This window comes from Algibacter miyuki (assembly GCF_030409805.1).
Taxonomy (GTDB): Bacteria; Bacteroidota; Bacteroidia; order Flavobacteriales; family Flavobacteriaceae; genus Algibacter; species Algibacter miyuki.
Genome location: NZ_JAUFQP010000007.1, coordinates 648,843 through 662,040, shown reverse-complemented (window position 1 = coordinate 662,040; position 13,198 = coordinate 648,843). Strand labels below are relative to the sequence as shown.

Annotated in this window: 13 protein-coding genes; 12 read left to right on the top strand and 1 reads right to left on the bottom strand. The window is 33.0% G+C overall.

Annotated elements, in window-relative coordinates; translation table 11 throughout:
* Nucleotides 1–59 precede the first annotated feature (59 nt).
* From QWY92_RS05880 to QWY92_RS05870, 3 genes are all read left to right on the top strand, one after another.
* The gene (locus QWY92_RS05880; protein WP_290269278.1) at nt 60–1,247 is read left to right on the top strand and encodes a phosphoglycerate kinase; all 1,188 of its coding nucleotides are present in this window, start codon (nt 60–62) and stop codon (nt 1,245–1,247) included.
* Nucleotides 1,248–1,668: 421 nt separating this feature from the next.
* Entirely contained in the window at nt 1,669–3,129 is a 1,461-nt protein-coding gene (locus tag QWY92_RS05875; protein WP_336622089.1) for a lytic transglycosylase domain-containing protein, read from the top strand.
* 16 nt (nt 3,130–3,145) lie between these two features.
* Complete coding sequence (locus QWY92_RS05870; protein WP_290269274.1) at nt 3,146–4,153, top strand: DUF4837 family protein; 1,008 nt, start codon at nt 3,146–3,148, stop codon at nt 4,151–4,153.
* A gap of 73 nt (nt 4,154–4,226) precedes the next feature.
* On the opposite strand, the gene tatA is transcribed toward QWY92_RS05870, so the two are convergent.
* Entirely contained in the window at nt 4,227–4,412 is a 186-nt protein-coding gene (gene tatA, locus QWY92_RS05865) for a twin-arginine translocase TatA/TatE family subunit (RefSeq protein WP_290269272.1), read from the bottom strand.
* Nucleotides 4,413–4,553: 141 nt separating this feature from the next.
* Between tatA and QWY92_RS05860 the strand changes: the two genes are divergently transcribed.
* From QWY92_RS05860 to rfbD, 9 genes are all read left to right on the top strand, one after another.
* A complete protein-coding gene (locus tag QWY92_RS05860; RefSeq protein ID WP_290269270.1) occupies nt 4,554–5,423 on the top strand; it encodes a M23 family metallopeptidase in 870 nt (289 codons plus the stop codon).
* A 30-nt stretch (nt 5,424–5,453) separates the two neighbouring features.
* Entirely contained in the window at nt 5,454–5,576 is a 123-nt protein-coding gene (locus tag QWY92_RS05855) for a hypothetical protein (protein ID WP_290269268.1), read from the top strand.
* A 141-nt stretch (nt 5,577–5,717) separates the two neighbouring features.
* The gene (locus QWY92_RS05850; RefSeq protein WP_290269267.1) at nt 5,718–7,199 is read left to right on the top strand and encodes a GH3 family acyl-acid amido synthetase; all 1,482 of its coding nucleotides are present in this window, start codon (nt 5,718–5,720) and stop codon (nt 7,197–7,199) included.
* A 45-nt stretch (nt 7,200–7,244) separates the two neighbouring features.
* On the top strand, nt 7,245–8,936 hold the full coding sequence (locus QWY92_RS05845) for a DUF6909 family protein (RefSeq protein ID WP_290269266.1): 1,692 nt from the start codon (nt 7,245–7,247) through the stop codon (nt 8,934–8,936).
* A 4-nt stretch (nt 8,937–8,940) separates the two neighbouring features.
* Complete coding sequence (locus QWY92_RS05840; protein WP_290269265.1) at nt 8,941–10,002, top strand: hypothetical protein; 1,062 nt, start codon at nt 8,941–8,943, stop codon at nt 10,000–10,002.
* Nucleotides 9,992–11,002 carry a dTDP-glucose 4,6-dehydratase gene (rfbB, locus tag QWY92_RS05835; RefSeq protein ID WP_290269264.1) on the top strand — a complete coding sequence of 337 codons (1,011 nt, stop codon included), beginning with the start codon at nt 9,992–9,994 and terminating at the stop codon, nt 11,000–11,002. Before QWY92_RS05840 ends, rfbB begins: the two co-directional genes overlap by 11 nt.
* A gap of 5 nt (nt 11,003–11,007) precedes the next feature.
* A complete protein-coding gene (gene rfbA / locus QWY92_RS05830) occupies nt 11,008–11,862 on the top strand; it encodes a glucose-1-phosphate thymidylyltransferase RfbA (protein WP_290269263.1) in 855 nt (284 codons plus the stop codon).
* Nucleotides 11,863–11,869: 7 nt separating this feature from the next.
* Nucleotides 11,870–12,421, top strand: coding sequence for a dTDP-4-dehydrorhamnose 3,5-epimerase (rfbC, locus tag QWY92_RS05825; protein ID WP_290269262.1), 552 nt, complete (start codon nt 11,870–11,872; stop codon nt 12,419–12,421).
* Complete coding sequence (gene rfbD, locus QWY92_RS05820; RefSeq protein WP_290269261.1) at nt 12,411–13,190, top strand: dTDP-4-dehydrorhamnose reductase; 780 nt, start codon at nt 12,411–12,413, stop codon at nt 13,188–13,190. Before rfbC ends, rfbD begins: the two co-directional genes overlap by 11 nt.
* Nucleotides 13,191–13,198 lie beyond the last annotated feature (8 nt).

Here is a 13,198-nt window from a genome sequence, read left to right as displayed (position 1 = left end):
GGCTGTTTATTTAGTTACATTTGTGAATCACAGAGTTAAAAATTAAAACATATAAATAAATGAAAACGCTTAACGATTTTGATTTCAAAAATAAAAAAGCATTAATCCGTGTCGATTTTAATGTGCCTTTAAATGATAAGTTTGAAGTTACTGATGCTACAAGAATTGTATCGGCAAAACCGACTATTATTAAAATTTTAGAAGACGGTGGAAGCTGTATCTTAATGTCGCATTTAGGTCGTCCAAAAGGCTTTCAAGATGAGTTTTCATTAAAGCATATTGCAAAAAAAGTAGAAGATATTTTAGGTGTTGGTGTTAAAACGGTTGCCGATTGTATTGGTGCTGATGTTGAAGCTGCAGCGGCTAGTTTAGAGCCAGGAGAAGTTTTATTATTAGAGAACTTACGTTTTTATAAAGAAGAAACTGCTGGTGATGAGGCTTTTGCTGAAAAACTTTCTAAGTTAGGTGATATTTATGTGAATGATGCTTTTGGAACAGCACACCGTGCACATGCTTCTACAACTATTGTGGCTCAATTTTTTGAAGGTAAAAAATGCTTCGGAAATTTATTAGCGCAAGAAATTGAAAGTATTAATAAAGTTATGGAAACGGGTGAAAAACCAGTTTTAGCTATTCTTGGTGGAGCGAAAGTATCGTCTAAAATTACAATTATTGAGAACATTCTTGATAAAGTAGATCACCTTATTATTGGTGGTGGTATGGCATTTACTTTTGTAAAAGCACAAGGTGGAAAAATTGGAAACTCGATTTGTGAAGACGATAAAATGCCTTTAGCTTTAGAAATTTTAAAGCAAGCGAAAGAAAAAAACGTACAAATTCATATCCCTGTAGATACTATTGCTGCAGATGATTTTAGTAACGATGCAAATACGCAAATTGTAGATATTAACGCTATTCCTGATGGTTGGGAAGGTGTAGATGCTGGACCAAAATCTAGAGCAATATTTCATGATGTAGTTATGCAATGTAAAACCATCCTATGGAATGGGCCATTAGGTGTTTTTGAAATGGAAAGTTTTGCTGGCGGAACTATAGAATTAGGAAATTCTATTGCTGAAGCCACTAAAAAAGGTGCTTTTTCACTTGTTGGTGGAGGAGATTCTGTTGCTGCAGTAAAACAATTTGGTTTCGAACATAAAGTGAGCTACGTAAGTACTGGTGGTGGTGCAATGTTAGAAAGCTTAGAAGGAAAAACACTTCCGGGTATTGCTGCTATTTTAAAATAGTAAGTTTTTAAATATACTATAAGATCATCTTGTTTTTCTTTTTTTAAGGAATTCAAGATGATTTTTTTTGTTCACGTAAACCTAATGTTTTATTACTGAATGTGTTTGCAGAGGGCTTATTTGTACAGTAAATAAATTCTACTAATATTAAATAACCTAAAGCCTCGTTTTTGTCGTAAATTGGGAGAGGTAAAAGGGGTTTGTTTTTTAAAGTAATTTATATTTAGTTTTCAAGTTCCTTTAAAAAACACGACTTTAGCCACAATATCGTTGATTAACGAACTGAATAATTTTTATGACTTTCCGATTTTTTATAATCTTATTATTTATTAGCGTCAGCTTTTCTTTTTCGCAAGAGGCTGATTCGACCATAGTACAAACTGTAAAAATTAAAGATTCGCTCGCTCAGGAAGCTGGTACAATGAAAGATTCTTTAATTGATAATACAACGCAAACCACTAATAGTATTCAAGTGCTTAAAGATAGTTCGTCCTTTAGAACTTTAAAAGACAATGAGTTTGCGGCTAAAATTGACGAAAGATGGTACGAAGAATTATATAATAATAACCTTTTTGACACCATTTACAAGTCGGTAAGCGAGTTAACATACGAACCTGTTGAATATCCCGAGTTATCTACAGATACGTTAAAAGCACGGCTAAAACGGCTTGATGCGCGCACGCCATTTAATGTGGAATACAATCCATCTTTAGAAAGTGTTATAAAATCGTATTTAAAGCGTAGACGTAAGCATTTACAGTCCTTAATAACATTAAGTGCTTTTTATTTTCCAATGTTCGAGCGCGAATTAGACAATCAAAATATTCCGTTAGAAATAAAATATTTAGCCATTGTAGAGTCGGCGTTAAAACCACGCGCAAAATCTAGGGTTGGCGCAACTGGTTTGTGGCAATTTATGTTTGCTACAGGAAAAGAATACGGCTTAGATGTGAGTAGTTATGTAGATGAACGTAGCGATCCTATAAAATCGACCATTGCAGCATCTCAATATTTATCCAGATTATATGGCATTTTTGGCGATTGGGATTTGGCTTTAGCGGCTTATAATTCTGGTCCAGGGAATGTATCTAAAGCGATTAGACGTTCTGGTGGTTATCGAAATTATTGGAATATCAGGCATAATTTACCACGCGAAACCGCTGGATATTTACCTGCATTTTTAGCAAATATGTATATTTTTGAATATGCCGAAGAACATGGTTTTACAAAATATAAACCAGAAATTGCTTATTTTGAAACCGATACCATTCATGTAAAACGCATGATAACGCTCGATCAAGTTTCCGAAGTAACCAGTGTGCCAATTGAGAAACTACAATTTTTAAATCCTTCATATAAACTAGATGTTGTTCCTTTTATAAAGGATGAAAATTACAGCTTAAGACTGCCTAATGAAGTGATTGGGAAGTTTGTAAATAATGAAGATTCTATTTATGCTTACGCTAAAGCGGAATTTGAAAAACGAGAAAAACCTTTGCCTCAATTTTTTAAGGCGGATGATAAAGTGACTTATCGTGTGAAATCGGGCGATTATTTAGGGAAAATTTCTAGACAATTTGGAGTTCGAGTGAGTGAAATAAAACGTTGGAATGGCCTACGTAGTAACAACCTTAAAATTGGACAACGATTAACTATTTTTAATAAAAAACCTAATGTTTCTACGAGTTCAACACCTAAAGTAGCGAGTAAACCGAAGGCTATTTCTGGACCTGTAACATATTATACGGTGGGTAACGGAGATTCGTTATGGAGTATTTCTCAAAAATATCCCGGAGTTTCTGTTCAAGATATTAAAGATTGGAACGGTTTTAGTGGTAGTAGTTTGAAACCCGGTATGAAACTGAAAATAGCTAAACTCTAACAAATTAAATCTTATTATGCGACAAATTATTTTTTCTGCAATAGCCTTAATGTTATTAGTGTCTTGCGGCGATAAAAAAACAAAAGATCAATCGATGTTACCAGATTCTTCTGGAAACATGAGTCATGTTTCTGTAGTATTAGAAAACGAAATGTGGGATGGTAGTGTAGGTGAAGCGATTAGGAATGTGCTGGCAACGCCTATTTATGGGCTTCCGCAAGATGAGCCTATGTTTTCAATTAGCCAGATTCCAACATCTGTTTTTTCTGGTTTTGTAACTAAAAACAGAACGGTTTTAAAAGTGGAAATGGGTAAAGAAGCAGGTATTAACATTGTTGACGATGTATATGCGAAGCCTCAAAAAGTAGTTACAATCACAGGTAAAACGAGACAAGAAATAATTGATGTTTTAAATACCAATGCTGAAAAAATTATTGAGTTATTTCGAAATGTAGAACTTAATGAACGTATGAGGCAAATGAGTAAATCGCATCATACTTATACTGCTATTGAAGAGAAATTAGGACTTACTATAGATTTTCCTTCCATTTATATTATTGCGAAAGAAGCTGATAATTTCTTCTGGATTAGAAAAGAAATTACAACAGGAACCACCAATTTGTTAATTTACGATATCCCGTTTGATGCTATTACGAAAAACGATAGTATGGTAAATCAAATTATTAAAATAAGAGATTCCGTTGGAGAGCTTTATATCCGCGGAAGACAAGATGGTGATGTACTTGCTAATGGCGAAAAAGTAGAGTCGTATATGGTTACTGAAAACGCATACACGCCGTTCTTTGGAGAAACTATAATAGACAACAAACCTGCTTTTGAAACCAAGGGACTTTGGGATTTAAAAGCGGATTTTATGGGCGGCCCATTTATAAATTATACTATTGAAGATAAAATTAATAAGCGTTGGGTAGTTGTAGAAGGTTTTGCTTTTGCTCCTTCCGTAGAAAAACGCAATTATATGTTAGAATTGGAAGCGATTATTCGATCGGTTAAAATTAAGTAACCCTTAAAAATAAGCATAAAAAAAGACCAATATTTATATAAATATTGGTCTTTTTTTTATAACTAGAAATAGTTTATTCTTTTTTGTCGCTTGCAGCATCTTCTTCTTTACTAGCATCTTTAAATTCTTTAATTCCACTGCCAAGTCCACGCATTAATTCGGGTATTTTCTTACCTCCAAATAATAATAAAACAACCACTACAATTAATATAATTTGTGGTGCTCCAATCATTCCTAAAAATATGTTTGATGATATCATAATTATTAATTTTGTTCTGCAAAGTTAATAATTAAACTTAAATAATATCGTTTTAAACATAACTTTAGCATATGGTTTAACATCCATTTAAACTGCTGAATTCGTAATTACTTAATAAATTCTATTTATTTTTGTTTTTAAATGAAAGAAGAAAAGAAGAAACCTAAAAAAATAAGACGCAAACTACTCGATAAGTATAAGCTTGTTATTCTTAACGAAAATACGTTCGAAGAGCGGTTATCACTTAAATTAACACGTTTAAATGTGTTTGTTTTAATATCGTTATCTGCCATTTTTTTAGTAGCAGCAACCTATGCTTTAATTGCATTTACCCCGCTTAGGGAATATATTCCAGGCTATTCTTCAACAGCATTAAAAAAGAAAGCCACCGAGTTAAATTATAAAACCGATTCGTTGCAAAAAGCAATTTCTTTAAACGAATTGTATTATGCTTCCATAAAAAAAGTACTAAAAGGAGATTTAAGCCCTTCGGATTTTAATAAAGATTCTATTATTGAAGCGGTGAAGTTAGAAGCAAGTGAAGTAGATTTAACACCGTCGTCTGCCGATTCTCTACTTCGTGAAAAGGTGGATAAGGAAGATAAATATAATTTATTCGAGTCGGCAACATCGGCAAGTAATTTTATATTGTTTCCTCCAGCAAACGGCCCTATTAGTGAAGCTTATAATGTAAAAGAGAAGCATTATGCAGTAGATATTGTGGTCTCAAAAGATACACCAATAAAAGCCACCGCAGATGGTATTGTAATTTTTGCCGAGTGGACGGCTAGTACAGGTTATGTGGCTATAATTGAGCATAGTTACGGACTTATTTCGGTCTATAAACACAATGCGTCTCTAACTAAAGCGCAAGGCGATTTAGTTAAAGCAGGCGAGGTTATTGCAACCGCAGGAAATACGGGAGAACTTTCTACTGGACCGCATTTACATTTCGAACTTTGGAATGATGGATACCCAATTAATCCAACAAACTTTATAGATTTTAAGTAAACACATTTTTCTTATAGGAAATGAAAAGGAATGAAACTTTTTATAGGGACTATAAATTATCAATCGCAATTAAATAATATAGTGTATCTTGATAATGATAACAGGAAGTTATATAAAGTCAATAATTTGGTTGAAGGCTTAAATATTGAGTAGTTTATTATGAAGCGAAACCAAAATAATTTCAGTAAATTTCGGAACCTAATCTATTTAAAGGGTTTGGTAATATTTTATCAAGTTTCGCCAGTGCGCGTGGTAGTTTAATTATTAACGGATTTAAAACGCATTAAAAAATAAATGTCGATAAAGTCAATTTTAGCAAAACCATTTGCAAAAAAGGTATATAAATCCATTCAAAAATGGGCTAATAACCCTGTGGAAACACAGGAGAAAATTTTTCAAAGTTTAATAGCAAGTGCTGGGGGAACAACTTTTGGTAAAGATCACGATTTTATAAGTATCAATACTCACGCCGATTTTGTAAAACGTGTTCCTGTTAGAGATTACGAGGCTTTAAAACCTTATGTTGAAAAAGTAGTAGCTGGCGAAAAAAATGTACTTTGGAAAGGTTTACCGCTTTATTTTGCAAAAACATCGGGTACTACTTCGGGAGCAAAATATATTCCGATTACCAAAGAAAGTATGCCGAGTCATGTAGAATCGGCTCGAAATGCCATTTTAATGTATATACACGAAACTGGCAACGCTAAGTTTGTGGATGGTAAAATGATTTTCTTGCAAGGGAGTCCTATTTTAACAGAACAAAATGGTGTGCAATTGGGACGTCTTTCGGGTATTGTGGCGCATTATGTACCAAAATATCTTCAAAAGAATAGATTACCTTCTTTAGCAACCAATTGTATTGACGATTGGGAAACCAAAGTAGATGCTATTGTAGAAGAAACATTACCAGAAAACATGACCATTATTTCCGGAATTCCGTCATGGGTGCAAATGTATTTTGAAAAAATTCAGCAGAAAACAGGTCAGAAAGTTGGCGATGTTTTTAAAAACTTCAACTTATTTATATTCGGAGGCGTTAATTATGAGCCTTACCGCGCCAAGTTTGAAAACCTTATTGGAAGAAAAGTAGACAGTATAGAATTATATCCGGCAAGTGAAGGCTTTTTTGCCTTTCAAGATAAACAGAATGAAAAAGGCATGTTGCTTCAGTTAAATTCTGGCATTTTTTACGAGTTTATTAAGGCTGATGAGTTTTTTGAAAATAATCCAAAACGAATTACTATCGGAGCGGTTGAACTGGGTGTAAATTATGTAATGATTATTTCTAGCAATGCAGGACTTTGGGGGTATAATATTGGAGATACCATTGAATTTACCTCTATAAAACCTTATCGGGTTATTGTTTCGGGACGTATAAAGCATTTTATTTCGGCCTTTGGCGAACATGTAATAGGTAAAGAAGTGGAACACGCTATGCAAGAAGCTACGGCTAATTCTGATGTTCGAGTTTCAGAATTTACGGTGGCACCGCAAATTAATCCTTCGGAAGGCTTGCCGTATCACGAATGGTTTGTAGAGTTTGAAAATGAACCCGATGATCTTTCCGGTTTAGCGAAAAAGTTAGATGCATCACTTCAAAAGCAAAATAGTTATTATTTCGATTTAATAAAAGGAAAAGTGCTGCAACCTCTAAAAATTACAAAGGTTGAAATTGGTGGTTTTCAGAACTATATGAAGTCTATTGGAAAATTAGGCGGACAGAACAAAATTCCGAGATTGTCTAATGACAGAAAAATCGTTGAACAGATTAAATAATCGGATTAATAAAAATAGTATTACCTTTGCAAACCAAATTGAACTATGAACAATAAACAACACCACGAACGTACTAGGGCTCAGGAAAGCTCGAATGCCATTGAGCGTATGTATATTACGATGAGGCATTTGTTTAACCGTGGTTTTTATAAACCAATGGGGATTTCTGGCGAAACTTTAAGGAGTGCCTTGCTGTTGTTGCGTCCAGAAATTTACGGTTCTATTGGAGACGAAAAAGCTGAATTAGAAGGTTTGCTTTATGTTATTGATAGGTTACCAATTGGTATAGAAGAGTGCATGTTTATCAATTTAACTAGCGATGAAGGTTATGCCGATTCGCATTTCGAGCCTATAATTCCACCAAAACGCCGCCGTAATTGTTATCGTATCGATGACGAACAAATGAACATTGAAATCACTCGCGGGCGTTCGGAAATCTATGATATATTAACACACTTAACTTTTCTATTTGTAGAATCTCATAAAATTAGTAATCGAGTAATTATTAATGATGAAGGGGTAACTACACGCGACTGGATAAAATTAGAAAATGCTGTTTTATCTAAAAAGAAACTCACGCTTGTAGAGCGCGAAGTTGCTATAACTCATGCTGCTAATATTTTAGGTAGAACCTTTAACGAAATCACTAAGGTTTATGATGCCTTTGCAACAGCAACGCAACCAGATCGTTTGTTGCATATTGTGTATTGGTTAGGGAAACTTGCCATTGAGGAACTCGTAAATAATAACAAGCGTACCGTTACGTTTAGTCCTGTTTTAAGGGAGCGTATTGGGCACCATATTCATGGGGAGATTTGGGCAAATACCATTAAGAAAACGTTGCATAAAAACGGTTTGTTGGGTAGGCCAATTCATATTATAAGTGCAAATATGCATAGTGTAATGAATACACTTTTTACTCCTAATGCCTTAAAAACTATTGTAGCAAAGAAAGATATATTTCAAGTATATGAATCTTTAAGTCGTAAAGAAAACGAGAGTTTACGCAGTAAAATTACCAAGGAAGCCTTGCAAAAAGGTATGTTTTATATTAAAGATACATCGGGAGTTAATATCGATGTGCAAATATTTGATACCAGTAAAATTGACCAGACTAAATTAGATATTGAAACCGACGAAACGGTTTTAAAAGAAAAACAACCTGTAATCGTTGTTATGGATTATGCTTTCGGTGAGCAGGCTTATGAAACTATTGATGAATTATTGAAGCCTTACGAAATGGAAGGCCAAGAGAAAATTCATTTAAACGTCGAGTCTTTATCTATTATGGGAAAAGCAGGTATTTTAGAAGGCGGAAAAGGCGATATTATGATACCTACAGCACATATATTTGAAGGTACCGCCGATAATTACCCATTTGAAAACGAATTAAAAAGATCTGATTTAGAAGGAAAAGGCGTAAATGTTTATGATGGTGCTATGATTACTGTTTTAGGTACGTCTCTTCAGAATAAGGATATTTTGAAATTCTTTTACAATTCCACATGGAATGTAATTGGATTAGAAATGGAAGGTGCACATTACCAAAAAGCCATACAAGCAGCATCTAAAGTTAGAAGAAGTATTAGTCCAAATGTAAAAGTGCGTTATGCTTATTATGCTAGTGATAATCCATTAGAAACAGGAGCAACATTAGCTTCAGGAGGCCTAGGGGCCTCTGGTGTAAGGCCAACATATTTAATAACAAGAACCATATTAGAACAAATATTAAGTTAAGATTATGAGTAAAGAATTGCCACAACAACCAAAACAATCTGAAGAAGTAGATTTAGGACAACTATTTAAACTTATCGGAAATGCTTTTGATAGACTTTTTACGTTTATTGGTTCTATATTTAAAACTATTTTTTCGGTTATTATTTATGCTTTAAGAGCTGTTTTAGATAATATAAAGATTATTGTTGTTTCTGTAATAATAGCAGGGGTATTAGGCTATGGGTTAGAAAAGACGAAGAAACCTGTTTTTTCTTCTTCTATGCTAGTTAAGCCTTATTTCGATTCTAAATTTCAATTAGTGACTAATGTAAATTATTATAATGCATTAATTGGAGTGGAAGATTATAAATCTTTAGCAGATCTTTTTAGTATTGATGAACAAGACGCTGTTCAATTACAAGAATTTAAAATTAGTCCTGGTCCTGAAACGGAGAATGATAGAATTATTCAATATGATAGATTTGTTAGGTCTATAGATAGTGTTAGGGCTCAAGGAGTTAGTTTTAAAGATTACATTGAAAACCGAAGTATATATACGGGGGATATTTTTCAAATTAGTGTAGTTTCAGAAAAAAAAGATATCTTTAAATCTTTAGAAGATGGGTTGAATTCAACGTTTACAAATTCATACTCTACTAAAAAGATGAAAAAGAGAGATTCACTTATAGATATTCGAAAGGCTAGAGTTAAAAGCTCTTTAAAACAGATTGATTCGTTAAAAAATGTATACATATCTGTAATGGAGGGTGAATCTAAGCGTAATGATAACCAGTCTATTTCAATGTCTAAGGATGGAGTTCTTGTTCAAGAAAAAACAGTGACACGAGAATTTGATTTACTTGAAAAGCAAATAGGCTTACAGCAGGAATTAAGTGCTTTGGAATCACAAAAAGTTGAAGAGGATGTGTTTTTTGATACAATATCAGGATTTCAAGAAGTTGGAACTAAATATCATAGTTGGAAAAACAGGTATTCTCTTATTTTTCCTGTCTTAGCATTTATACTTCTCATAGTAGGTTATTTAGTTAGAAAAAGTATAGCATATATTATTAATTATGAAGCCTAAAAGCATATTAATTACAGGTGGTGCTGGGTTTATAGGTTCTAATTTTATAGAATACTATCTTTCGCATTACCCTAACGATTGTATTCTAAATTTAGATAAGCTTACGTATGCTGGAAATAGTTCTAATTTAGACAATATAAAAAAACACGATAACTATACTTTTGTTGAAGGAGATATATGTGATAGGGGCTTAATAGAAAGCTTATTCAAAATACATGGTTTTACATCTGTGATCCATTTTGCGGCGGAATCTCATGTAGATAATTCTATAGAGAACCCATTTGCTTTTATTAACACTAATGTATTAGGAACCTTTAATTTATTAGATGTCGCAAAGCATTTTTGGATGGATGGTCCTTTTAAGGTAAAACCGGAGTTTAAAGAAGCGAGGTTTCATCATATTTCAACCGATGAGGTTTATGGTACATTAGGTAAAGAAGGTTTGTTTACAGAAACCACACCTTACGCTCCAAACAGCCCTTACAGCGCCTCTAAAGCTTCATCTGATTTTATTGTAAGAAGCTATTATCACACTTATGGAATGAGTGTTGTAACCACAAATTGTTCTAATAATTACGGCCCTAAACAACATGACGAAAAGTTAATTCCAACCATAATTAGAAAAGCCCTTTCAGGAGAAAATATTCCAATATATGGTGATGGTTTAAATATACGTGATTGGTTGTATGTAGAAGATCATTGCACAGGTATAGATTTGGTTTTCCAAAAAGGTGTTTTAGGAGAAACCTATAATATTGGAGGGAAAAATGAGCGAGATAACCTATATATTGCAAATACTATTTGTAATGTTTTAGATGAAGTATTACCTAAAAAGGAATCGTATAAAGCGCAAATAACTTTTGTGAAAGACAGGCCTGGGCACGATTTTAGATACGCTATAGATGCTTCTAAAATTGAGGAAGAGTTGGGTTGGAATGCTCAAGAAAACTTTGAGACAGGTATAAAGAAAACCATAGATTGGTATATTAAGAAATATTAAAAATAATGAAAGGAATCATATTAGCAGGTGGCTCGGGAACTAGATTATATCCACTTACAAAAGTAGTAAGTAAGCAGCTTATGCCAATTTATGATAAGCCTATGATATATTATCCGGTTACAACATTAATGAGTGCGGGGATAAAAGAAATATTAATAATTTCAACGTCAAAAGATTTACCTAAATTTAAGGAGCTTTTGGGTGACGGAAGTAGTTTTGGATGTGTTTTCGAGTATGCCATTCAGGAGCAACCAAACGGTTTAGCAGAAGCATTTATTATTGGAGAGAAATTTATTAAAAATGATAGTGTTGCCTTAATATTGGGCGATAATATTTTTTACGGATCGGGGTTAGATGACACTTTAAAATTCAATTTTAACCCAACAGGAGGCGTTATTTTTGCTTATCACGTGCAAGATCCTCAACGTTATGGTGTAGTAGAATTTGATGCTAATAATAATGCTATTTCTATTGAAGAAAAACCAAAAGAGCCTAAATCTAATTATGCTGTACCTGGGATTTATTTTTATGATAATTCTGTAGTTAAGATAGCAAAATCAATCAAACCTAGTTCTCGAGGAGAATTAGAAATTACTGATGTTAATAGAGTTTATTTAGAAAAAGGAAACTTAAAAGTTCAAATCTTAGATAAAGGAACCGCTTGGTTAGATACCGGTACGTTCACATCACTTATGCAGGCATCACAATTTGTGCAAGTTATAGAAGAACGACAAGGGCAAAAAATAGGATGTATAGAAGAAGTAGCCTATAAAATGGGTTATATAGGAAAAAATCAATTAGATAAGCTAGCCGAGCCTTTACTGAAGAGCGGGTATGGTGAATATTTAAAACAATTATAATAAACAGATGCTAGTTGAAAAAGTATTTTTAGAAGGTTGTTTTGTACTTACTCCAAAAGTTTTCGAGGACGAAAGAGGTTGTTTTTTTGAAAGTTTTAATAAAGCAATTTTTGAAAAGCAAACCGGTATTAATACTAATTTTGTTCAAGATAATCAATCTATATCATCAAAAGGAGTCTTAAGAGGACTGCATTTTCAAACCGGAGATTTTGCTCAGTCTAAACTAGTCAGAGTAATAAAAGGAAGCGTTTTAGATGTGTGTGTTGATTTAAGAAAAACTTCTCCAACATTTGGGCAACATTTCTCTATAGTCTTAGATGAAACTAAACACAAACAGTTGTATGTTCCGCGCGGCTTTGCACATGGGTTTTTAGCATTAGAAAATGATACTATATTTTCATATAAATGTGATAACTTCTACAATAAAAATGCCGAATCTGGGATTTTGTTTAATGATGAAATATTAAATATTAATTGGGGGCTTTCCAGGGAAAACCTGATAGTTTCTGAAAAAGATATGGAATTACCTACATTTAAAAGTTTAGTTGATGAATACTAGAGTATTAGTTACAGGAGCTGGAGGACAGTTAGGAAAAACCATCGCAGAGCGCTTTACAGAAAACACAAATAATCTTGATTTTATATTTGCAACAAGTAAAGATTTAGATATAACTAAAAAACAAGATGTTCTTGATTTTTTTAGAAAAAACAATTTTGATTACTGCATAAATTGTGCTGCATATACCAATGTAGAACAGGCTGAAAAAACACCAATGATAGCTTTTGAAGTTAATGCTGAAGGGGTTAAAAACATTGCTGAAGCTTGTAAAGAAACAAACAGTATTTTAATTCATGTTTCTACAGATTATGTTTTCGATGGAGAGAAAACTACACCATACATCGTGACAGATGAACCAAATCCAATAAATGAATATGGAAAGTCTAAATTGAAGGGGGAAAACTATATTAAAGAGACTTTAGAAAAATATTTTATTGTGAGAACGTCTTGGTTGTATAGTAAAAAATATGGAAAGAATTTTTACAAAACCATATTAGAAAAAAGTAAAACAGAGCAAGAACTCAGTATCATAGATAGTCAAACAGGTTGTCCTACAAATACTGTTAACTTAGCAGATTATCTTTTCAAATTAATCCAAAACAACCACTTTGGAATTCATCATTTTACAGATAAAAAGGCTATGACTTGGTATGATTTTGCTAAGAAAATACTTACAGATAACAACAAGCTTGAAGATATAAAACTTGTTAAAGCAAACAATTATCGTACTTTTGCTACTAGACCAAAAAACTCAGTTTTAGCAAATTAATTATTTAT

Bases quoted from the DNA above. Each gene is read 5' to 3' on its own strand.
- QWY92_RS05880 (WP_290269278.1), top strand. From the start codon at position 60: ATGAAAACGCTTAACGATTTTGATTTCAAAAATAAAAAAGCATTAATC.
- QWY92_RS05875 (WP_336622089.1), top strand. From the start codon at position 1,669: ATGAAAGATTCTTTAATTGATAATACAACGCAAACCACTAATAGTATT.
- QWY92_RS05870 (WP_290269274.1), top strand. From the start codon at position 3,146: ATGCGACAAATTATTTTTTCTGCAATAGCCTTAATGTTATTAGTGTCT.
- tatA (WP_290269272.1), bottom strand. From the start codon at position 4,412: ATGATATCATCAAACATATTTTTAGGAATGATTGGAGCACCACAAATT.
- QWY92_RS05860 (WP_290269270.1), top strand. From the start codon at position 4,554: ATGAAAGAAGAAAAGAAGAAACCTAAAAAAATAAGACGCAAACTACTC.
- QWY92_RS05855 (WP_290269268.1), top strand. From the start codon at position 5,454: ATGAAACTTTTTATAGGGACTATAAATTATCAATCGCAATTAAATAAT.
- QWY92_RS05850 (WP_290269267.1), top strand. From the start codon at position 5,718: ATGTCGATAAAGTCAATTTTAGCAAAACCATTTGCAAAAAAGGTATAT.
- QWY92_RS05845 (WP_290269266.1), top strand. From the start codon at position 7,245: ATGAACAATAAACAACACCACGAACGTACTAGGGCTCAGGAAAGCTCG.
- QWY92_RS05840 (WP_290269265.1), top strand. From the start codon at position 8,941: ATGAGTAAAGAATTGCCACAACAACCAAAACAATCTGAAGAAGTAGAT.
- rfbB (WP_290269264.1), top strand. From the start codon at position 9,992: ATGAAGCCTAAAAGCATATTAATTACAGGTGGTGCTGGGTTTATAGGT.
- rfbA (WP_290269263.1), top strand. From the start codon at position 11,008: ATGAAAGGAATCATATTAGCAGGTGGCTCGGGAACTAGATTATATCCA.
- rfbC (WP_290269262.1), top strand. From the start codon at position 11,870: ATGCTAGTTGAAAAAGTATTTTTAGAAGGTTGTTTTGTACTTACTCCA.
- rfbD (WP_290269261.1), top strand. From the start codon at position 12,411: ATGAATACTAGAGTATTAGTTACAGGAGCTGGAGGACAGTTAGGAAAA.